The organism is Burkholderia diffusa, assembly GCF_001718315.1.
In the GTDB taxonomy this organism is placed as follows: domain Bacteria; phylum Pseudomonadota; class Gammaproteobacteria; order Burkholderiales; family Burkholderiaceae; genus Burkholderia; species Burkholderia diffusa_B.
Map to the genome: position 1 here is coordinate 1,887,425 of NZ_CP013363.1, position 21,181 is coordinate 1,908,605.

Genomic DNA, 21,181 nt, shown 5'->3' on the forward strand with positions numbered 1-21,181 from the left:
GTCGAGGCGCAACGCGCGGTGCGCGTCGCGTGTTTCGCACAGGATAGGCCAGAACGGGGGCCGCGCGCAGCGACGACAAGGACGCGCCCCCCGCGGCGTTGCCGTCGCCGCGCGGGGTCGCGCACCAGGACATCAGGCGGCGGTCAGAACTTCCACAGGATGTTGCCGAGCACCGCGTTGTCGCGCACGCCGCTGCCGTACTGGCCGCTGAACGTCAGGCCGAGCGTCAGGCGCTTCGTGATGGTCGCGTCGATGCCCGCTTCGAGCACCGCGCTGTCGCGAGCAATCGGCACGCCCGACACCTGGAACGACGTACCGCCGTTTGCGAACGTGAACGCCGACGACGGCTGCACGTTGCCGAACGCATGCCGCCAGCCGACCGTCCCGCGCGCCGTGAACGTGCCGCTCGCGATGGTCCCGAGTTGCGACGCAGCACGCACGCCGAGTGTCGAGAACCCGACGTGGGTCGTCTCGCCGCCGGCCCGCAGCGCGGCCGCACCGCCGCTTTCCGTATAGCCGTCGGTATGCAGGTTCACGTAGGCAAGCCCCGCGAACGGTTCGAGCGCGACCGGCCCGACCGGCAGCGCATAGCCGACTTCGCCGAACACCTGCGCGGAATTCGCGTTGTAGCCGGCCGAATCGTGATCGGAGAAGCCCGCGAAGCCCGGATAGCGGTCGCTGTTGATCCGATACCACGTGTACGACGCGCCGCCGCGCACACCGAGCGCACCGTACTGCGCGCCGCCGTACAGCGACAGGTAGTAGCTGTTGACCGACGCCGACGCGCTCTGATCGTTGTCCAGCGAGCCGTGCGTGACGCCGGCGGCCAGGCCGGCACGCCACTTGTCGTTGAGCGCCATGTCGGCACCGGCGATGAAGCCCGTCATGCTGCGATTGATCGTTGACGTGTTGCCGTCGCCCGCGAGCCTGCTGCGGCCGCCGAACGCCTGCCCCCAGACCACCGGCTGGTACGGCGTGCCGCCACGGCATCCTTCGCGCGAACCGATCCGGCGTTCCGGCAGCAGCGTCGGGTCGACCGCCCCGGCCGTGTTGTCGCCGCATAGCGCGGCGCCGCCCGACGACAGCGCGGCGAGCGGCCCCGATCCCGGCGCAAGGCCCTGGCGCACGCGATCGGTTACGGCATCGCGCACGTAGCGGCTGTCGAGCAGAAGCATGCTCTTCAAGCTCGCCTGCAGTTCGCCGTCGAGCATCCCGTAGGCCCGGCGCGCGGTGGCCGCATCGGTCGTGAGCACCGTGTCGTACAGCGGGTTGCCCGCGCCGAGCGCACCGATCGCGGTGGCGACCGCGCGCTGGTTCGGCGTGGTCGCGACATCGGGCAGCGCCGTGCCGTTCGAGACCAGCTGCAGGTATACGTGGTCCGGATCGTAGCTGAGCGTCGGCATCAGGAACGCGTAGTTCGAATTCACCTGGCTGAACGTGCCCTGCACGCCCGAGGACGCGCTGAGGATCGTGTACTTCGTGGTCGGCTGGTAGCTGGCCTGGTTCGCGAGCACCTGCACGGTGCCGCCGTTCAGCGTGGCCGTGCCGCTCGCCGCGATGCTGCCGCCCTGTTGCGGCGTGACCGCGACCTGCAGCGTCGAGCCGGGCTGGAACGTGACGTTGCCGGCGACGTTCAGCGCCGCGCCCGGCTGCGACACGGCCGCGAACGCGCCGCTCTGCACGACGAGGCCCCCGACCGTGCCGGTGCCCGTCAGCGTCGCGCCGTTCTGCACGGTCACGGTCGACTGGCCAAGCGAACCGTCGACGGCTAGCGTGCCCGCAGCGACGGTGGTGGGGCCGCTCAACGTGCTCGTGCCCGTCAGCGTCAGTTGTCCGCTGCCGGCCTGGGTCAGCGAGCCGGTGCCCGACAGCACGTTCGCGAGCGTCACGTTGGCGGACTGGTTGACGATCAGCGCGCCGTTGTCGACGACATTGCCGACCACGCTGCCCGACGTGCCGCCGTTGCCGAGCTGCAGCGTGCCGCCCGCCGCGATCGTCGTGCCGCCCGTGTACGTGTTGCTGCCGGTCAGCGTCTGGATGCCGGTACCCGCGACCGTCAGGCCGCCGGTGCCGCCGATCACCCCGCCGAACGCGCCGCTGGCGGTTCCGCCCACCGTCAATGCATTGCCGCCGAGGCTCACGTTGCTGCCCGCCACGCCCGACAGCGCGCCGAGCGTTTGCCCACCCGACGCGCCGCTCAGGTCGAGCGTCGCGCCCGCGTTCGCGAGGTTCACCGTGCCGGTCGCCGCCAGGCTGCCGCCCGCGCCGATCGCCAGCGTGCCCGCGTTGATCGTCGTGCCGCCGGTGTACGTGTTCGCGCCCGTGAGCGTCGTGGTCGCCGCGCCGTCCTTCACGAGCGCGCCCGTGCCGGAGATCGCGCCGCCCAATCCGAGCGCATTGCTGCCGCCGAGCGTCAGCGTCGCGCCCGTGCCGAGAGCGACCGCATTCGTCATCGACAGGCTCGCGTTCGTATCGAGCGTCGCCGCGCCGCCGACATTCAGCGCGCCGGCCCCGAGTGCCGACGCGTTGCCGAGCACGAGGCCACCACTATTGAGGTTCGTGCCGCCCGAATAGGTGCTCGCGCCGTTCAGCGTCTGCGTGCCGGTGCCCGCCAGCGTCACGCTGCCAGTCCCGCCGATCGCTCCGCTGAACGTGCCGCCGGCGGTCCCGCCCAGCGTCAGCGCGTTGGCGCCAAGGTTCACGTTCGTGCCGGCCACCCCCGAGAGCGCGCCGAGCGTTTGCGCACCCGACGCGCTGCTCAGATCGAGCGTCGCGCCCGCGTTCGCGAGATTCATCGCGCCAGTCGCCGCCAGGCTGCCGCCCGCGCCGATCGCCAGCGTGCCCGCGTTGATCGTCGTGCCGCCGGTGTACGTGTTCGCGCCGGTCAGCGTCACGGTCGCCGCGCCGTCCTTCACGAGCGCGCCCGCGCCGGAGATCGCACCGCCCAATCCAAGTGCATTGCTGCCGCCGAGCGTCAGCGTCGCGCCCGTGCCGAGATCGACTGCGTTGGTGATCGACAGGCTCGCATTCGTATCGAGCGTCGCCGCGCCGCCGACATTCAGCGCGCCGGTGCCGAGTGCCGACGCGTTGCCGAGCACCAGACCGCCGCTATTGAGATTCGTGCCGCCCGAATACGTGCTCGAGCCGTTCAGCGTCTGCGTGCCGGTGCCCGCCAGCGTCAGGCTGCCGGTCCCGCCGATCGCCCCGCTGAACGTGCCGCCGGCGGTCCCGCCCAGCGTCAGCGCGTTGGCGCCGAGATTCACATTCGTGCCGGCTACGCCGTCCAGCGCGCCGATTGACTGCGCCCCCGTCGCAACGCTCAGATCGAGCGTCGCGCCCGCATTCGCGAGATTCATCGCGCCAGTCGCCGCCAGGCTGCCGCCCGCGCCGATCGCCAGCGTACCGGCGTTGATGGTCGTGCCACCCGTATACGTGTTCGCGCCGGTCAGCGTCACGGTCGCCGCGCCACTCTTCACCACCGCGCCGGCGCCCGAAATCGCGCCACCCAGCCCGAATGCATTGCTGCCGCCCAGCGTAAGCGCCGTGCTCGTGCCGAGGTCGATCGCATTCCCGATCGACAGGTTCGTGGTCGCATCGAGCGTCGCCGCGCCGCCGACGGTCAGCGTGCCGGAACCGAGGGCTGCGGCATTGCCGAGCGCGAGGACGCCGGCGTTCAGCGTCGTGCCGCCCGTGTAATTGTTCGCACCGCTCAGCGTCAGCGTCGCCGCGCCGTTCTTCACGAGCCCGCCGCCGCCGGAGATCGTGCCGCCGAGCCCGAGATCGGTGGTGCCGCCCACCGTCAGCGTCGTGCCCGTGGCGACGTTGATGCCGTTCGCGAGCGACACGCTGGCGGTCGCATCGAGCGTCGACGAGCCGTTGACGTTCACCGAGCCGGTGCCGAGGGCGGTGTTGCTGCCGACGACGAGGCTGCCGCCGTTCAGGTTCGTGCCGCCGCTGTAGACGTTCGTGCCGGTCAGCGATTGCGTCCCGGTGCCGGACAGCGTCACGCTGCCCGCGCCGCCGATCGTGCCCGCGTAGGTCGCATTGACGGTGCCGTCGAGCGTCAGCGAATTGCTGCCGAGGTTCACGTTCGTGCCTGCCGCACCCGCCAGCGCGCCGATCGTCTGCGCGCCCGACGCGCCGCTCAGGTCGAATGTCGCGCCCGCACCGGTCAGGTTCACCGTGCCGGTCGCCGCGAGGCTGCCGCCCGTACCGAGCGCGAGCGTGCCGGCGTTGATCGTCGTGTCGCCGGTGTACGTGTTCGTGCCGCTCAGCGTCAGCGTCGCCGCGCCGTTCTTCACGAGGCCGCCAGCGCCCGCGATCGTGCCGGACAGCCCGAGCGCGTTGCTGCCGCCGACCGTCAGTGTCGTGCCGGTGGCGAGATTGATCGCGTTGCCGAGCGTCACGTTCGTGCTCGCGTCGAGCGACGCCGCCGCATTGACGTTCAGCGCGCCCATGCCGAGCGCCGTATTGTTGCCGACCACCAGGCCGCCGCCGTTCAGGCTCGTGCCCCCGGTATACGTGTTCGCGCCCGACATCGTCAGCGTGCCGCTGTCGTTCTTGGTGAGCGTGCCGCCACCCGCCACCGTGCCCGATAGCGTGAGCCCGGTCGCGCCCTGCACCGTCAGCCCGCCTACGCTGAGATTCACGCTGTTGGCGACATTCAACCCGGTCGTGCCCGCCTGCAGCGCGCCGCCGGTGGCCGCGACGGTGCCCGTGCCGAGCGACGCGCTGTCGTTGATGATCGCGACGCCGCCCGCAAGCGTTGCGTCCTGCGCGGTCGACGCGCCGTTGATCGTCCAGCTGCCGCTCGTGAGGTCGAGGTGATTGAAGTTGATGTAATTGTTGACCGCGATCGTGCCGTTCGCCGTGGCGCCCTGCTGCAGCACCAGCGTGTTGTCGCCGCCCGCGCCGCCGTCGACGACGCCGGTCGCCGCGACGCCGAGCGTGACGGGGCCGATCGTGATGTTGAACGCGCCGCCCGTGCCGCCCGCCGTATTGACCGACGAGCCGGTGACGGCGGTGAACGTATTCGTGCTGTTCGCGCCCATCGACACGCCGCCGTTGATCGTGCCGGAGTTCACGAACGTGTTGCCGACGCCGGCCGTGCCGCTCGAACCGAGCGACACGCGGCCGGTGATCGTGCCGCTGTTCGTCATGTTGACCTGACCGCCGCCGTAAGCGGCGACCACGGGCGCGTCCGCGCCGGCGAGCGTTGCACCGGACAGCGCGGTCGAGCCGATCGTGCCGGTGTTCGAGATGTTGGACACCCCGCCCGTGCCGTTCTGAACCGACAGCGCCATGCCCGTCACGCCGCTGATCGCGACACCGGTCGTGCCCATCATCGTGCCGTTGTTGGTGACGGTCGTGGTACTCGCCGATGCATTGCCGACCACCGTGCCGCTCGACAGGATGCCGAGCCCCGAACCCAGCAACGAAGGATCGATCGTGCCGTTGTTGGTCAGCGTGACGCCGCTGCCGGTCAGCGACATCGCGGTGCCGCCGACGCCGAGCAGCACGCCGAGGCTTGCGCCGGGATTGACCGTGGCGTTCACGTTGTCGGCGCCGTTTGCATAGCTCGGCGCCAGCGGATTCGCGACGCCGGAACAGGTCACCGTGGTGCCTGCCGTGCTGCACGTCGCGTACGCGGGAACGATTCCCGCGCCGGACAATGCCAGCAACACGCCGGTCGGCAACAGGAATCTCGGAAACGGCTCTGCGCTCTTCTTCGAATTCGGAATGTTCATGCTTCCCCTCGTCATCGGCATGACCGCTGAATCGGACCGGCGACGGCGGAATATCGGGTGCAAGCGTGCCCTCCGGCGGTCGCGGAACGACGTCGGTTTATTCGTGGATGAACTGCTGGTTATTCGATCTGCGTTTGCGAAGGCAAAACTAGCCGGATGACATGATCGTGGCCCCTGATTTTTATGCAGCGATTTTCTGGTTGATTTGATTACCGCCCTGCTTTTGTCAGACAAGGCTATATCAAAAAAACAGGGTTTTCCAGTCGATATTTATTTATCGGAGTGCGACCAATGAGATACGTATTTTTTACTTGTCGAAATGCGCAAAACGTCGTGGCACACATGGATTTCGCGGCCGAATCGATGATCAAGCACCGGGGGCCGCGTGATCGGTGAAAACCCGACGCTTCGTTCGGCGTCTCTTCGATTTTCGCAGTGCAATATGAATGACGTCGGCGGCGATCGTCACAAACAATCCGAACCAATTTCATTGGCCTGATCGACGGACGAATTTTTCAACGTTCCACAATGCAAGCTCTGACCGGACGTGTCTCGGGTCGCCGCATTGAAATGCAAACGAAAGGAATGAAATGAATCGAATCCCGGCCGGACTGCGGGGTTACGAAAACAGGCTGATCAAATAAAGCATCGGCCGGAACGACATCGGCCGCGCATCGGGATCGAGCCACAGGCGCAGCGCGTAGATCCCGTATGCGGGCACTTCCCGCCAGCTCGAGTAAATATCGCGCCACTGGAAGTGGTGCGGATACGCGGCGAAGATGTTGGCGGGCGCGATGCCGACCCGCTCGAACGCGAGGCGCGCTCGCGCGAGGTGGTAATACTGGCTGACGATCAGCACGCGCGATATCCGGTGCGCCTGCATGTATGCGCGCGTGTGCTGCGCGGTCGCGAGCGTGTTGTCGCCCTGGTCGTCGACGGCGATCCGGTCGGCCGGCACGCCGCGCGCGACCAGATAATCGCGCATCGCGGTCGCCTCGTTCAGCCCGGGGCCGTCGATCGCACCGCTGACGAGGAACGCCGGACACTGCCCGCTGCGATAGCAGCGCACGCCGACATCGAGCCGCGCTGCGAGCACCGGTTTCGGCGCGCCGCCATCGTCGAGCGCATTGCCGAAGATCACCGCGACGTCGGCCGGCGCGCTCGGCATCCGCAACCCGATTCCGACGAGCACGACGGCCGCGACGATCCACACACACGCGAACGCGGCCAGCACACGGCCGATGCGGGCCGCACGGCCCCGCTTGAAACGCTGGTTCAATATTGTCAGGCTCCGGCAGAAGCGCGCCGCCGGCTCGGGCGGCACGCGGCCCGACATGCTGCCACGGCGCCCGCGCGCGAGTCCATCTGACGGGGCCGGCACCGCGTATTGCGCGTGCCCGGCACGCCCACACGACGGTGAGGACGACGAAGGCGCAGGTTCGAACGACCTTGAAGAACCGTCAACGCGCCTGCCCGGCCCGCGTCAATCCGCTGAACACGTCGCGAGCCGCCCCATCGCCTCCCCCGCGCCGCGCACTGCGCAGGTAGCCGGCTCGTCGGCGACCCGCGCGGCCAGGCCGGTCTCGTCGCGCAGCAGGCGTTCGAGGCCCGCGAGCAGCGCGCCGCCGCCCGTGAGCACCACGCCGCGATGCGCGATGTCGGTCAGGAGTTCGGCCGGCGCATTTTCCAGCACCGACTTCACCGCGCCGATCACCTGCTTGAGCGGTGCGGCCAGCGCGTCCGCCACGTCGTGGTTGGTCAACTCGATCGAGCGCGGCAGGCCGTCCGCGACGCCGCGCCCGATCGCGCGCGTCGACGTGCGCGGCACGGCGCTGGTGGCCGAGCCGATCGTCGTCTTCACACGCTCGGCGGTCTGCTCGCCGAGCAGCACGCCGTACAGGTTGCGCACGTGGTTGACGATCGCCGCATCGAACTGGTTGCCGCCCACGCGGATCGCCTCGCGGTAGACGATGCCGCCGAGCGCGATCACCGCGACTTCGGTCGTCCCGCCACCGATGTCGATCACCATCGAGCCGACCGGCTCGGTCACCGGCAAACCCGCGCCGAGCCCGGCGGCGAGCGCTTCCTCGATCAGTTCGACGTCCGATACACCGGCCGCGAACGCGGCCTCGCGGATCGCGCGGCGCTCGACCGCCGTCGCATCCGACGGCACGCACAGCGTGACTTCGACACGGCGGCCGAAACGCGAGCGCGTGCGCGACATGTCGATGAAGCGGCGGATCATCTGCTCGGCGGCGTGCGCATCGGCGATTACGCCGTGCCGCATGGGCCGCACGGCCTCCAGATGCCCTGGTTCACGGCCGAGCAGCGCCTTCGCCAGCTCGCCGACCGCTTCGAGCGTCGGTCGCGCGTCGGTCGCGCCACCCTTGCGAAAGCAGACGACCGACGGCTGGTTCAGCACCACGCCGCGCTCGTGCGTGTAAATCCGCGTACTCGCCGTTCCAGGGTCGATCGCAACGGGTTGCGCAAACAACTTTCCGAACAGCGGTGTCGACATATCAAGCCTTTTTTTGAACAAACCGGCCGAAACGGCCAGACCGCGTCCCCGCGGCGCGCTTTTCCCGCTCCATCACGGACTTAGCGGCAAATCGTTCCGGTACTTTAGACAATTCCCATGATTTTTTCGCGACGAAATTGCCGAATCCGCGTTTCGCCCCGCTCGCGGCTACGCATCGGCCTCTCGCGTCGCGCTTGTAAAACACGGTAATCTCTCGGTCTTGCCTGCTCCCGGCAGGCGTCCGACGCCCGATCACGCCAGGTATTCCTCCATGACAGCGACCGCTTTTCCCCGCTGGCTCGGGGTGCGCCAACTCGGCGCAACGCTCGTTGCGCTCTGGTGCTGCACCGTTGCCGCGCAGCCCTTGCCGGCCGCCGACACCGCCACCCGCGGCGCAACGACGGCCACTGCCGCCGCGCCGGCCGCCCCCGTCACGACGCCCACCGCCCCCGGCGCCGTCAAGCCCGCGCCGACCTGCAACGCCGACGGCGGTCCGGCCGGACGGCCGGCGATCGGCCTCGTGCTGTCCGGCGGCGGCGCACGCGGATACGCACACCTGGGCGTGCTGAAGGTGCTCGAGGAAAACCGCATTCCGATCGATTGCATCGCCGGCACCAGCATGGGCGCCGTGGTCGGCGGCCTGTATGCGAGCGGGATGGCCGCCGACGAAATGCAGAAGCAGCTGTCGGAAGTGAACCTGGCCGACATCGCGTTCGACGTGACGGACCGCGCCGACCTGCCGCAAAGCAGCCGCGAGGACGAGCGGCTCTACATCAACAGCCTGACGCTCGGCTTCGGCAAGAAAGGCGTGAAGGCGCCGGTCGGCCTCGTGCAGGGCAACCGGCTGCAGGCGCTGCTCGCGAACTGGACGGCCGCCGTGCCGACCAACCAGCCGTTCGACCAGTTGCCGATCCCGTATCGCGCGGTCGCGACCGACCTGCAGACCGGCCAGATGGTCGTGCTGGACCACGGCTCGCTGCCGCTCGCGATTCGCGCGAGCATGGCGATGCCAGGCCTGTTCGCGCCGGCCGAAATCAACGGCCGCGCGCTCGTCGACGGCGGGCTCGTCAGCAACCTGCCCGTCGACACCGCGCGGCAGATGGGCGCGAAGGTCGTGATCGCCGTCGACATCGGCTCGCCGCTGCGTCCGCTCGACGCGCTCGCGTCGCCGGCCGACGTGATGCAGCAGATGGTCGGCATCCTGATCCGCCAGAACGTGACGTCGCAACGCAAGCAGCTCGCCGCGCAGGACGTGCTGCTCACGCCCGACCTCGGCTCGCTCGCGTTCACCGATTTCCAGAACGCGAAGCAGGCAATCGCCGCCGGCGCGGCCGCAGCAACGGCGGCGTTGCCGCGGCTGCGGCACTTCGCGCTCACGCCGGAACAGTACGCGGCCTACCGGGCCGCGCATGCGCAGCCGCTGCCGCCGCCGATCCGCATCACGCGGGTCGAGATCAAGACGACCGGCGGCGTGCCCAAGCGGGTCGTCAGCGACGCGCTGCACGTGAAGCCCGGCGACATCTACGATCCCGCGACCGTCAGCCAGGACCTGCTCGGGCTGACGACAGGCGGCAATTTCGAGAGCGTGACGCAGCAGATCGTGAGCCACGGCGACGAGAACGTGCTCGAGATCGATGCGCGGGAGAAATACTGGGGGCCGAATTTCCTGCTGTTCGGCGTCGGGATGTCGAGCAGCTCGACCGACGAAGGCGGCTTCCGCCTGCACGTCGGCTACCGGCGGCCGTGGCTGACTGAATCGGGCCTCGAGTTCCGCGCGGATACGACGATCGGCAGCGACCTGCAGTCGGCGCGCGTCGAATTGCGCCAGCCGTTGCCGGCCGCGTACGGTTTGTACATTTCGCCCTACGCGGAATATCAGCGTCGCTACGTGAACCTGTACGACAACAGCGGCGAGGTGAAGCTGAATCAATATTTGATGCAGACGGCGCGCACCGGTCTCGATTTCGGCCTGCCGATCGCGCGGCTGGGCGACTTCCGGATGGGTATCGGTTACGCGACCGGGCATGGCTCGCCGAACTACAACCTGCCGTTCCCGTTCGACGACGGCAGCTCGACGCTGATCTGGCCGAGCTTCACGTCGCAGGCGCTGACGGCGCGTGCGCGGCTCGTCATCGATCAGCTCGACGATCCGATGTTCCCGCGCCGCGGCTACTACAGCGAATTCCGGGTCGAACGGTCGCTGTGGTCGCACAACAGCCAGTCCGCCGAAGACCTCGCCGATGCGTCCAACACGCCCTACACCGAGCTGTACGGCAAGGCGATGATCGCGCAGCAGTTCGGCCGGCACAGCATCAGTGCGACGATCGAGGGCGGCAAGAGCATCGGCGGCACCAACCTGATCAACGCGTTCAACTTCACGCTCGGCGGATTCCAGCATCTGGCCGCGTATGCGGCCGACCAGCTGACCGGCAACGAACTCGCGTACGGCAACGTGACCTACATGAACCAGCTGATGACGTTCAACGCGTCGCCGATCAAGGCGCTGTCGATCGGGGCCAGTGCGGAAGTCGGCAACGTATGGTCGAGCGGCGTGAAGGTCGGCGGCGGCGCGCTCAAGCAGAGCTATACGTTCTTCACGAGCCTGTCGACCGCGTTCGGGCCGCTGTACATGGGTGTCGCGCTCGCGCCGGGCGGCCGGCGCAACATCTACCTGCAGCTCGGCCGCACGTACTGACGGCGCTCAGACCGGCCAGCTGATTTCGAAGCGCGCACCGCCGAGTTCGGCCGGATCGACGACCGCGATCCGGCCGTTGTGCGCGTGGAGCACCTGCCGCGTGATCGCGAGCCCGAGCCCGTAGCCGCCGGTGCGGCGGTCCAGGCGCACGAACGCGTCGAAGATCCGCTCGCGCTCGCTCTCCGGCACGCCCGGGCCGTCGTCCTCGACGAAGATCGCAATGTTGCCGTGCTCGATCGCGAGCCCGACCACGATCCGCGACGCCGCATACTTGCTCGCATTGCGCAGCAGGTTGCGCATCGCGTACGACATCAGCCGCCGGTCCATCTTCACGCGCAGGTCCGACTCAATCGCAATGCGCGACTCGATCGCGCGCTCCGGATACAGCAGCTGCGCGTCGCTGATCTGGTGCTCGAACCACGCGACCGGCGCGGTCAGTTCGAGGCTCGACTGCAGCGAGCTGTACTCGAGCCGCGCATACGTGAGGCTCATGTCGATCAGCTCCTCGAGCTCCGTCACGTCCTGCGCGATGCTCTCCAGCGCGCCGTGGTATTCGGCGGCGGAGCCCGGTTCGCGAAGCATTTCGAGCGCGAAGCGCACGCGCGCGAGCGGCGTGCGCAGTTCGTGCGAGATCCCGTTCGTCAGATCCCGCTGCGCGGCGATCAATCGCTCCATGCGCATCGCGAGCGCGTTCAACGTGCGCGCGAGCGGGCCGATGATCACGCTGTGCGACTCCCGCGCGCGCGTGTTGAAGCGCCCGCCGGTGAAGTCGATCGCACGTTCGCGCACCATCACGAGATCCGACCAGACCGGCCGCATCCACCGGTACGCGGCGAGCGCGGGCGCGGCGAACACGAACGCGAGCACGATCCAGATGTCGCCCGGCAGCGCATCGAACGCGTGCCACACGACTTGCGGCGACAACACCACGCACAGCGCGAGCGCCGGCACGAGCGCCGTCAGCAATACGAGGCCGAGCAGGTGCAGATAGGTGCGCACGTACAGGCGCGACCAGCTCGGAATGCGGTCGGCGCGCGTGTCGGTCCACGCGCGGCGAAAATGCAGCCAGCGCCATTTGACGTAGCGCAGCGTCGAAAGCGGCGGTGCATCGGGGTGCGAACGGGTGTGTCGGATCATCGCGGCTTCCGGCTATCGTGCGATGCTGGAATGCGACGGGCGGCGTTGCGCCACGCTGGCGTCATTCCCACGCATGCTTGCTGAACTGGTAACCCTTGCTGCGGATCGTCTTGATCCGCTGCGGGTTGCCCGCGTCGTCGTGGAGCTTGCGTCGCAGCTTCGAGATGCGCCCGTCGATCGTACGATCGAGCCCGTCGAACTCGACGCCGCGCAGTTGCAGCATCAGATCGTCGCGGCTGACGACTTCCCCCGCGTGGCACACCAGCACCCACAGCAGGTCGAACTCGGCCGACGTGAGGTCGGGCGAGTCGCCGCCCGGCAGCACGACCGAGCGGTCGGTGCGGTCGATCGAGAACTGGCCGAACGTGTAGCGCTCCGGCTGCGGCGCGGCGCCGTCGGCCCCTCGCGCGGGAACGCGGCGCAGCTGCGCCTTGATCCGCGCGAGCAGGATGCGCGGCTCGACCGGCTTGTGCACGTAGTCGTCGGCGCCGAATTCCAGGCCCAACAATTCGTCGAACGGCTCGTCGCGCGCCGTCACCATGATGATCACGCCGTCATACTGCTTGCGCGCCTCGCGACAGATCTCGAAGCCGTCCTTGCCCGGCAGGTTCACGTCGAGAATGACGAGATCCGGGCGCGTGGACAGGATCGCCGGCACGGCGGCGTCACCGTGCAGCACAGTGTCGACTTCATAGTCGTTCTTGCGCAGGTAGCCGGCAATCAGCGTGGACAAGCGGGTGTCGTCTTCGACGAGCAGGATGCTAAAAGACATGGGCAACGGTCGGATCATACGGGGAGACCGCGGCGGCGGCGGGCTTGCACCGGCTGCCGGCCATCGGCCGAAACGTACCGCATGATACTGCGCCCGCCGATTGCCTGTTTGAAGATTGGGGAAATAAGGGTGCGATGGCCGCCGCGCTTGACGAATCGGCGCCGAAACGGTTCCATACGGGCTCTCTGAAAACCGGGCCGCGCCCCTGCCCTGCCTCACACACGATGAACTATCAGCCGATCCTCGAACGCATCCATGCCGAACTCGCCCCCTGGATCGGCCAGGGACGCGTCGCCGACTACATTCCGGAACTCGCCAAAGTGCCCGCCGACAAGTTCGGCATGGCCGTCGTGACGCTGGACGGAAACGTTTACACGGTCGGCGACGCGCGGGAGCGCTTCTCGATCCAGAGCATCTCGAAGCTGTTCGCGTGCACGCTCGCGTTCCAGCTGCTCGGCGATGCGCTGTGGGAACGGGTCGGCCGCGAGCCTTCCGGCACCGCGTTCAATTCGCTCGTTCAGCTCGAAAGCGAGCGCGGCAAGCCGCGCAACCCGTTCATCAACGCCGGCGCGCTGGTCGTCACCGACGTGCTGTGCCGCCGCTTCGTCAAGGCCGAAACGGCGCTCGTCGAATTCGTGCGGCGACTGATCGGCGCGAACGACCTCGACTACGATTCGCGCGTCGCGCTGTCGGAGCTGCAGCACGCGGAGCGCAACCGCGCGATGGCGCATTTCATGGCGAGCTTCGGCAACATGCAGATGCCGCCCGACACGGTAGTCGAAGCGTATTGCCGCCAGTGTGCGATCACGATGAACTGCGTCGAGCTCGCGCAAGCGGCGCTGTTCCTCGCGAACGGCGGCGTCGCGCCCGTCACCGGCGAGCGGATCGTCGACGCGAGTTCGGCGAAGCGGCTGTCGGCGCTGATGTTGACGTGCGGGACGTATGACGCGGCGGGCGACTTCGTTTATCGCGTGGGCTTGCCGGCCAAGAGCGGCGTCGGCGGCGGGATCGTCGCGGTGCTGCCGGGCGACATGGCCGTGTGCGTGTGGGCGCCGGGGCTCGATGCGAACGGGAACTCGCTGGCGGGGACGTTGGCGCTGGAGTGGTTGACGACTTATACGGGGAGGTCGATTTTCTGAGGTGTCGGCGTTGGGCGCGCCCCGTTTGGCGCAACGATGGCTGATTCGTATCGGCACTCGCCGGCGTGCTCAACGAGCAATTCGATCATCGGCAGTCGCGCCGTTTGGCCCGACGGGTTCTGGAAGTCAGCGGATACGTCTATCCGAAAACCCGGGCCCACACCGCCCGAAGGCGTCGCGCGCGGTCTTCGAAGAGATATGAGGCCGCAAGCGTCAAGAGACCCGAAATTACACCCGTCACGATGTGCTCGACATAAGGGATACGGTAGTGACTCGTGTGTGAGTAGGCGTCTCCCAATGTTGTCAGGATGCCAACGAGCAGTGCATTGCCGTATCGATGCGCGTAGAGCCTCGCCGCAATCGTGAAAGTCAAAAGTACCGCGAGGAATCCAGTAAGCAGACCTGTTTGAAATGCAATGGTCCAGTGGGAAAGGCTCATGATGTTTCCCCAGCTCCCCGGCATGCAGGTCATGCACGCACTGGTCGGCTGCCAGAAGCGCTGGATAAACAGTCTGACGCGGTGCTTCCACTCGGTTGACATGGTGCATTCCCGGCGATGCCGTCGTCGCGAGGACGTCGCCACACGTATCGTTGAAGCGGTTTCCAAACACTTGGCGAGCTGGCCGCCCTCGTCACGGATGGGTTGGCTGGGTACCGGAGAGGCCTGGCCATGACTTGGGCATGGGGGAATACTACTCCACGAATGGACGGCCGCTGTTTCGGGTGGGACCGGAATTGAATTCTTGCGTATATCGATGCTGCCCTGCTCCGTGACGGGCATGGAACGATGCGACTTCGCGCGAAGGCGACGGCCGGAGCCGACCCTCAAGAGACGTAGAACCCGGCGCTATCTGTACGACCGTGTTGAGCGGTACAACGGTCATCCCTCTATCTGCAGCGGCCACCACATCCCTAGCCGGGTGAGTAACTACCAGAGCGGCGCCATCCACGGGGGCACTCGCTTAGTCGCATGCGATCGTTCGGTAAATTCCAAAATGCCTGCGTGAGCGACTCGGAGCCAGCAGAGCCGCCCCATTCTTGCTTCAGTTGATGGCCGCCCGCCAAAGGCGCGCAAGCTCATGAGCGGGACTGCGGGCATGTCCGTTGCCGGCTTTAACTCGGGCTCATCATCGCACGACGACGAGCCCAGGATTTCCGCGATGGCTACTTGTCGAGCAAGCGTGCATGCAAACTCTCAAGTGTCGACCAGCAAGGAATCGGCATCTTCACGACCTGGGTTGCTTTGCCGCCTCGTTTCACCCACGAACTAGTGACAACCCGCGACGCCTTGCGATCGATCGTGTAGTCGGCCGTGTAGATATCGCTCAGCATGCTCACAATCAGCGTCCCGTCCACACACGGGCATAAGTTGGCGACCTCGGGCCGCTCGAACTGCTTGTCGAAATCGAGATAGATCCATGAAGGATGCGCAATCTTGCCTCTCCTGCATTTGAGCATCGAGGCGTGCGTTGCGCACGCAATACCGCTCTTTCCGAACAGCCAGACATAGTGTGCATCGACGTCGATTCCGTTGTAGCTCTTCCAGCCTTCTGGGCCTTCCACGGTGAACGGCTCAGCCTGTTCCGCCACATACAACCGATTGCTGTTGCGGATCCCGCCATATGTGAGCACCGAGTTCTGTTTGCGCTGGTTGTGGCCGGTCAGGGCGTCGCCGTCCGGGTCATCCGATAAAGCACTCGCAGGAACATACACGGAGCGAATTTCCGCCAGGTCGGCCCGATTAAGCTGGATGTTCAGCCGGGTGCTCTTCCCGTCTTTCCCGATCGTGTAGTAATTCACATAGCGCGCATCGTTCATCTCCCTGTTCTCGATCGCAAGCGAAACGAGCGTCTTGGGGTGCGTGCTGCCTTCAACACCGAATGTGCCATCGTTGAACGCAAGTCCGCTGACGTCGAGGTACGTTTCCGGGTTCTTCCCATTCCGGAGATCGTCGCCGATCACGGGGCCGGTGTCGGACAGGTTGCCACTAACAGAATCGAGAAGAAAGTGCGAAACGCGGGACGGATATTTCTCGACCGCCAGAAGTTCATATTTGGGAGTGAACGAGTCAACTTGGGTCTTGGGGGTATGGATGGAGAGGCTAACAAGCCAACCTGTGTTTCTTTTATAGTCCCACGCGAGGGGGGCGGCTTTGCCGTTGCCCCGGGCGACGTACAGCACGAGATCTTCCATCCAATGTCCAACGTGCACATAGAGTCCACGCTCACGTGCAACAGGCCGTACGGCCGTCACAACCCTAAGCATTTCCTTTCTATCCGCATCCCACGACTCGGGAAATGCGTTCACTAGCGCCCCTAGATCGAGCACAGCGTCATGGCACCGGGCTCTGACGCGATCGGAAAGGGGACTTGTCTTGTTCGACTCCTTGGTTGCCGCCAACACCGCTTCCAGTTTTCTTCGGCTGGGCACGCAACAGAGCATTGTGTTTGCCGTCAGCAACTGGATATAGGTCTGGCACCAGAGGCCGAGCACTTCGGGCCATCCATCCTTGCTCTGGTTCGACTCCTTCTCAAGATATCCCGCCACTTTCCAGTTCGAGAAAATCGGAGTGTCGAGCTTCTCCTGATCCCTCCCAAGCCCCCAACCGAGCCCCTTCAACGCCATCAAGAATGCGTCCACTTCGTCTTCGTTCGTGAGGGGCATGTCGAGAATTTCATTGATGCTTTTTTTTACAGTCTTCCGGAGATGGTACTTGCACGTGCTACCCGACCGCGATGTCTCCGTGTATTCCGTTGCCAGGGTCAAACTCGTATCGCTGTCAATTTTCTCGATCTTGTAGGGTCTTGGCGGCGTATCGCAATCGAACGTGAGCCACTGGCCGATCTCGGTGGTCGTGCTGAAGTTCGTATCGGTGCCAACGACATCCTTTGAATTTCGCGTCAGGGACACTTTACCGGGGAGCGCGACAGCCGCCTCCCACTTATGCTCGCCATTGCATTTCGAACTCAACGACGATGCGTAGCTGCTAACGCCATGGCCGAACCCCTTGATGGACTCGATCTCCTCGTCGGTCTTGAGCTGATCCAGCATTTTCTGAATCTTGCTTTCGAGCGAGGGTTGTTGCGGTGCGAAGAAACTGAGAATCTGTGCCACAACCGAGAGCAGTGCACCGATAAATACGCCTACAGGCCCACTGGTTGCTGTCGCGGCAGTCAATATCGGGAGGACGCTCGCGCAGATGCTCATCAGCGCCGCGGAGCCCGAGACATAGTCACCCTTTTTGAACGCCTTGTCGGCTGCGTAAATGCCATTCACGAGAGCCGGAAGATTCTTCGCGATGGAATCGCTGATGTCCTTGTAGCGGGCGGATTTTTTCCCCTTTTCCACCGCCAGTGCATATTGCTCTTCGATCTCTTGTATATCGTTTTCCAAATTTACCCGGGCGACAGGATCCATGCCATCCAACTTCAATTGCAACAGCAGGTCAATTTGCGCGCGGATTTGTTCCTCTACTGGCGTAGGCATGATTGGGTCCCCCGGCTTGAGTGTTGGATGCAACAGTGGTGTTTCTGCTCATGGATCTCGGTCAGGCAGCGGCATTATTCACCGCATATGCATGATAGCCGGGAATCTTTTCGGAAAATAGTGAGCAATCCCTGTAAGCGAGTCGCCGTTCTGCCGCGACTGGCAACGCTCGCTTCCGAGCCAGGCGTATCAGTCGCACGCTTGACGATGGAACAGGGCCTGAACGCGAAATTGCTATTCAAATTCGGGTTCACCCGTGCTCTGACGTGGACCGCAAAATGGCTGACGAGCGGCCGCTCCCAAATGACATCTTGCCTTTCGAATGGCTCACTACCAGCCTCGGTCGATGTCCGGAAGTGGCCGAACCCGGTCGTCCAAGACGAGCACGGCGCTCGCCCCGTCGGTTGCACCGAAACGAGATAGTCGGTTTATAGTGCGAGAGCTCCAACACGCTCACGCTTGAATAACCAATACCGTCCAACGAGCGATTCGACTCTCTGAAACCACCGAAATGACTCATGGGAGAGCATCAGTCATGCAACCGGAACGCGCTTCAGATCTCGCAACAACGCGCCACGCCGATGTGGAAAGCCGCACACACGCACCGATTCCCCCAATCGTGCGAGCAAAGACCGCGCTGATCGTCATGCACTACCAGACCGACATCCTCGGCCTCTTCCCCTCAGCCGCCCCAACCCTGCTCGCCAACACGCGCAAGCTATGCGATGCAGCCCGTGCCGCCGGCATCCATGTCTGTTTCGCGAATCTCCGCTTCAGCCCCGGCTATCCGGAAGTGAGCCCGCGCAACAAGAACGGGCAAGGCATCAAGCAGCTCGGCCTGTTCATCGACGACGGCCCGTGCCCGGAACTCGGCCGACTCGACAACGAACCGCTGACCATCGCGCATCGCGCGAGCGTGTTCTTCCGCACCGACCTTCAAGCGCGACTCGTCGCGCAGGGCATCGACACGCTGATCCTGGTCGGAATTGCATCGACCGGCGTCGTGCTGTCGTCGGTTGCGCATGCAAGCGACGCGGATTTCCGGCTGTACACGGTAAAGGACTGCTGCTACGACCCGGACGAGGTCGTGCACGAGCATCTGTTCGCGACGGCGTTCGAGACGCGCACGACGGTGCTGTCGCTCGCGGATGCACTGCGGCTTCTCGCATAGACGCGCAACGTCCGCACCACGCCGGCCGGAACGCTCCCGGCCGGCGCCCGCGCGAAGCCTTCCGCGTTACTTCGCGATATACACGCCCGACGTCGGGCACGTCCCCTGCGTATTCCCGTCCGTCACGAGCGACGCCGCGCTCGGAAACTGCGTGGTCGCATTCGTCTTCACCGCGATCCATGCTTCCGTGAAATAGCTGACGCCGTTCGTCTTCGTGCACTTCAGCGACACTGCGCTGCGCGTATTGCTGCCGAACGCACCCTCGAACGCTGACAGCAGCTGGTTGCGCGTCACCGTCTTGCCCGCATTCGCCTGCAGGAACGCATTGAACGACGTGTTGCCCAGCCGGCCGATCATGCCGGCCGCCTCGTTCCAGTATGCGTCCGGCGTCGCCGAATTCGAGCAGGTGCCGTGCTTGAACCATTCGTGCTTGTCGAGGCACGACGCCACGCCCGGCATGTAGGTCGACAGCGTGTTGCGGGTCGCGCTGCTGATCGGATACGCATCCATGCTGCACCACTGGTGCGCGTTGTCGAGATCGATGTCGCTCTGCGGCACGCCGCAGTAGAACGGCTGGTTGCCGTCATACCTGTTCGGCCACAGGCCGTGCAGCGACAGGCTCGTCGCCGCGTACGTGCCGGCGAGGTTCGTGCACTCCGGCGTGTCGTGCGACGCGCAGAAGCCGGGCTCCCACGAAGCCGCGAGCAACAGGTAGTCGTAGCTGGTCTGCGCGACGGCGTGCAGCGAGGCGGATGCGACGGCGAGTGCGGCCGCGGCGCGGGCGAGCGTCTTGAGCATGGCGTTTCCTCGGAAAAGGCTTGCGGTCGCGGAATGCGCCGCAAGATTGTCGAATGTCTGCCCGCGATTGTTGCCTGCGCAACGTGGCATCAATATGAAGGGGGACGAAGGAATTCGTAGTGCAACGCCGAACCTGTTATCACCGGTACCGATACCAACGCTCGCCTTCCTGCGCCTGCGACGCCGGATTGCCCGGCAGCAGCCGCTGTCGCGCCTCGTCCTCGTCCTCGTCCTCGTCCGGCAACGCGGTTATTTCACCGACGCCGCTTCCGATCCACCGGGCGACAGCGCCGCGCTGTCCTGCTCGCGCCACGCGCGGCGCGATGCCATGATCGCCTTCACGGCCGAGCGCGCGACCTTCCACCACGCGAACGGCCGCGGATCGGCGAGCATGCTGAGCGCGCGCGCATAGTCGAGCGTGAGGCCCGGCGTCCAGGCCATCGTCACCGCACGCTTGCGGATCTGCGCGGCAACCCACAGCTCGGGGGTGAGCAGCAGCCGGACGAATGCGCCCCACCCGGCCCGCGTACCCTTGAGCCGCCACACCGCGCCGTCGAGTGCCGCTTCGAGCGCGTTCGACACGGTGCTGGAGCAGTTGCGATGCGTGAGGTTGTACGTGACGTTCTGCCGATACGACGACCAGAATGCGGCCAGCTTCACCGGATCGTAGTTTCGGATCCGCACGCGCACGGTCGACGGGCACCACGCTTTCGACTCGGTCGCATAGTCGGGCTGGAACAGGCCCGGTACGTCGTTCTCACGCGTTGCGCGCAGGATCCGCGTGAATTCATCTGGAGAACGATCGATCTCGACGGCCGGATAGAGGCTGATGTAGATGCCTTCGGGCGACTCGAGCGCCGCATGGCCTGTGGAGATCACACCGTTGACGTCCACCGCCGCGATGTAGCGGTCGATCACCGGATAGCGCTGTGCTTCGGCCTTCGACGTGCCGGTCGGCGTCCAAACGTGCACGGTCAGCGCATGCTCGTGGTCGGCCGGCGGCCCGTCCCACTCGGATTGCGTGAAGCGCGGGATGTCGGGCGCCGCGTCGATGTCGGGCACGATCGACGGCGCCGGCGACGTTACGAATGCCGGGTTGCGCGTCAGCCGCCGCACGCGCGCGGCCAGGCTCAGCATGTGCATCCCGCCGAACATCAGCAGCAGGCCGAGGCAGTACGGCACGGTGCCCGCATAGTGGGTCGGATACGGCTGATAGAAGAAGATCGCGAGCAGGATCTCGACGACGCCCCACGCGAACGCGACATTCCAGCGGCGGTAGCGCACCATCCACGCGGACGTGCACTGCAGCAGCCCGTCGACGAGGAACAACGTGCCGAAGATCATCGACAACAGGAAGTGCCCGTGATGATGGCCCGCGAATACGAGGCCGGCGGCGAGCACGACCGCCACGCCTTTCACGTAGCGCAGGATGCGCTGCCCGCCGACGCCGCTGCCGGCCACCGCGAGCGTAGCGAGCCCTTCGATCAGGAACAGCCACGCGAACAGTTCGATCGGAAAATGCAGCGCACCATCGAGCGCGTCGACGAAGATGCCGACGCCCGCGACGACCCACAGCCAGCCGAGCGCGGTCAGCCCGCGCCAGCGCGTTCGCAAATACTCGATGCCCAGCAGCAGCAAGACCAGTCTTACCATGGCGCCCTCGTATCGTTTTTCGGGATACGCGCTGGCCACGCGTCTCCTGTCGTGCCGACCGCGCA

12 protein-coding genes are annotated in these 21,181 nt (G+C 65.9%); 3 read left to right on the forward strand and 9 right to left on the reverse strand.

Going from position 1 to position 21,181, the window contains the following annotated elements; translation table 11 throughout:
• Positions 1-143: 143 nt before the first annotated feature.
• The 3 genes from WI26_RS23750 to WI26_RS23760 all read right to left on the reverse strand — a co-directional run bounded on the left by WI26_RS23750 (position 144) and on the right by WI26_RS23760 (position 8,265).
• Entirely contained in the window at positions 144-5,747 is a 5,604-nt protein-coding gene (locus WI26_RS23750; protein ID WP_069227382.1) for an autotransporter domain-containing protein, read from the reverse strand.
• 619 nt (positions 5,748-6,366) lie between these two features.
• On the reverse strand, positions 6,367-7,026 hold the full coding sequence (locus WI26_RS23755) for a YdcF family protein (RefSeq protein WP_069227383.1): 660 nt from the start codon (positions 7,024-7,026) through the stop codon (positions 6,367-6,369).
• Between the two features lie 204 nt (positions 7,027-7,230).
• Positions 7,231-8,265 (reverse strand): rod shape-determining protein, encoded by a 1,035-nt coding sequence (locus WI26_RS23760; protein ID WP_059466755.1) that lies wholly within the window; start codon positions 8,263-8,265, stop codon positions 7,231-7,233.
• Between the two features lie 271 nt (positions 8,266-8,536).
• On the opposite strand from WI26_RS23760, the gene WI26_RS23765 reads away from it, so the two are divergent.
• Positions 8,537-10,960: a patatin-like phospholipase family protein gene (locus tag WI26_RS23765; protein WP_059915190.1), complete on the forward strand. Its 2,424-nt coding sequence runs from the start codon at positions 8,537-8,539 to the stop codon at positions 10,958-10,960.
• A gap of 6 nt (positions 10,961-10,966) precedes the next feature.
• On the opposite strand, the gene WI26_RS23770 is transcribed toward WI26_RS23765, so the two are convergent.
• Both WI26_RS23770 and WI26_RS23775 read right to left on the reverse strand, forming a co-directional pair.
• Positions 10,967-12,097, reverse strand: coding sequence for an ATP-binding protein (locus WI26_RS23770; protein WP_069227384.1), 1,131 nt, complete (start codon positions 12,095-12,097; stop codon positions 10,967-10,969).
• Between the two features lie 61 nt (positions 12,098-12,158).
• Entirely contained in the window at positions 12,159-12,869 is a 711-nt protein-coding gene (locus WI26_RS23775; RefSeq protein WP_069227385.1) for a response regulator, read from the reverse strand.
• A gap of 224 nt (positions 12,870-13,093) precedes the next feature.
• Here WI26_RS23775 and WI26_RS23780 point away from each other — a divergent pair, with 224 nt between their 5' ends.
• Positions 13,094-14,008 carry a glutaminase gene (locus WI26_RS23780; protein ID WP_059466759.1) on the forward strand — a complete coding sequence of 305 codons (915 nt, stop codon included), beginning with the start codon at positions 13,094-13,096 and terminating at the stop codon, positions 14,006-14,008.
• Between the two features lie 139 nt (positions 14,009-14,147).
• Here the strand turns inward: WI26_RS23780 and WI26_RS23785 are convergent, their stop codons facing one another.
• On the reverse strand, positions 14,148-14,549 hold the full coding sequence (locus tag WI26_RS23785; protein WP_059538978.1) for a hypothetical protein: 402 nt from the start codon (positions 14,547-14,549) through the stop codon (positions 14,148-14,150).
• Between the two features lie 623 nt (positions 14,550-15,172).
• Positions 15,173-17,494: a hypothetical protein gene (locus tag WI26_RS23790; protein WP_069227386.1), complete on the reverse strand. Its 2,322-nt coding sequence runs from the start codon at positions 17,492-17,494 to the stop codon at positions 15,173-15,175.
• A 535-nt stretch (positions 17,495-18,029) separates the two neighbouring features.
• On the opposite strand from WI26_RS23790, the gene WI26_RS23795 reads away from it, so the two are divergent.
• A complete protein-coding gene (locus WI26_RS23795) occupies positions 18,030-18,665 on the forward strand; it encodes an isochorismatase family cysteine hydrolase (protein WP_069227387.1) in 636 nt (211 codons plus the stop codon).
• A 66-nt stretch (positions 18,666-18,731) separates the two neighbouring features.
• Here the strand turns inward: WI26_RS23795 and WI26_RS23800 are convergent, their stop codons facing one another.
• Entirely contained in the window at positions 18,732-19,463 is a 732-nt protein-coding gene (locus WI26_RS23800) for a ribonuclease T2 (protein WP_059915184.1), read from the reverse strand.
• Positions 19,464-19,712: 249 nt separating this feature from the next.
• The gene (locus WI26_RS23805) at positions 19,713-21,116 is read right to left on the reverse strand and encodes an HdeD family acid-resistance protein (protein ID WP_069227851.1); all 1,404 of its coding nucleotides are present in this window, start codon (positions 21,114-21,116) and stop codon (positions 19,713-19,715) included.
• Between the last annotated feature and the right edge of the window lie 65 nt (positions 21,117-21,181).

Excerpts from the sequence above, each read along its gene's own strand:
- WI26_RS23750 (WP_069227382.1), bottom strand. The coding sequence starts at position 5,747 with ATGAACATTCCGAATTCGAAGAAGAGCGCAGAGCCGTTTCCGAGATTC.
- WI26_RS23760 (WP_059466755.1), bottom strand. The coding sequence starts at position 8,265 with ATGTCGACACCGCTGTTCGGAAAGTTGTTTGCGCAACCCGTTGCGATC.
- WI26_RS23765 (WP_059915190.1), top strand. The coding sequence starts at position 8,537 with ATGACAGCGACCGCTTTTCCCCGCTGGCTCGGGGTGCGCCAACTCGGC.
- WI26_RS23770 (WP_069227384.1), bottom strand. The coding sequence starts at position 12,097 with ATGATCCGACACACCCGTTCGCACCCCGATGCACCGCCGCTTTCGACG.
- WI26_RS23775 (WP_069227385.1), bottom strand. The coding sequence starts at position 12,869 with ATGTCTTTTAGCATCCTGCTCGTCGAAGACGACACCCGCTTGTCCACG.
- WI26_RS23780 (WP_059466759.1), top strand. The coding sequence starts at position 13,094 with ATGAACTATCAGCCGATCCTCGAACGCATCCATGCCGAACTCGCCCCC.
- WI26_RS23785 (WP_059538978.1), bottom strand. The coding sequence starts at position 14,549 with ATGTCAACCGAGTGGAAGCACCGCGTCAGACTGTTTATCCAGCGCTTC.
- WI26_RS23790 (WP_069227386.1), bottom strand. The coding sequence starts at position 17,494 with ATGCCTACGCCAGTAGAGGAACAAATCCGCGCGCAAATTGACCTGCTG.
- WI26_RS23795 (WP_069227387.1), top strand. The coding sequence starts at position 18,030 with ATGCAACCGGAACGCGCTTCAGATCTCGCAACAACGCGCCACGCCGAT.
- WI26_RS23800 (WP_059915184.1), bottom strand. The coding sequence starts at position 19,463 with ATGCTCAAGACGCTCGCCCGCGCCGCGGCCGCACTCGCCGTCGCATCC.
- WI26_RS23805 (WP_069227851.1), bottom strand. The coding sequence starts at position 21,116 with ATGGTAAGACTGGTCTTGCTGCTGCTGGGCATCGAGTATTTGCGAACG.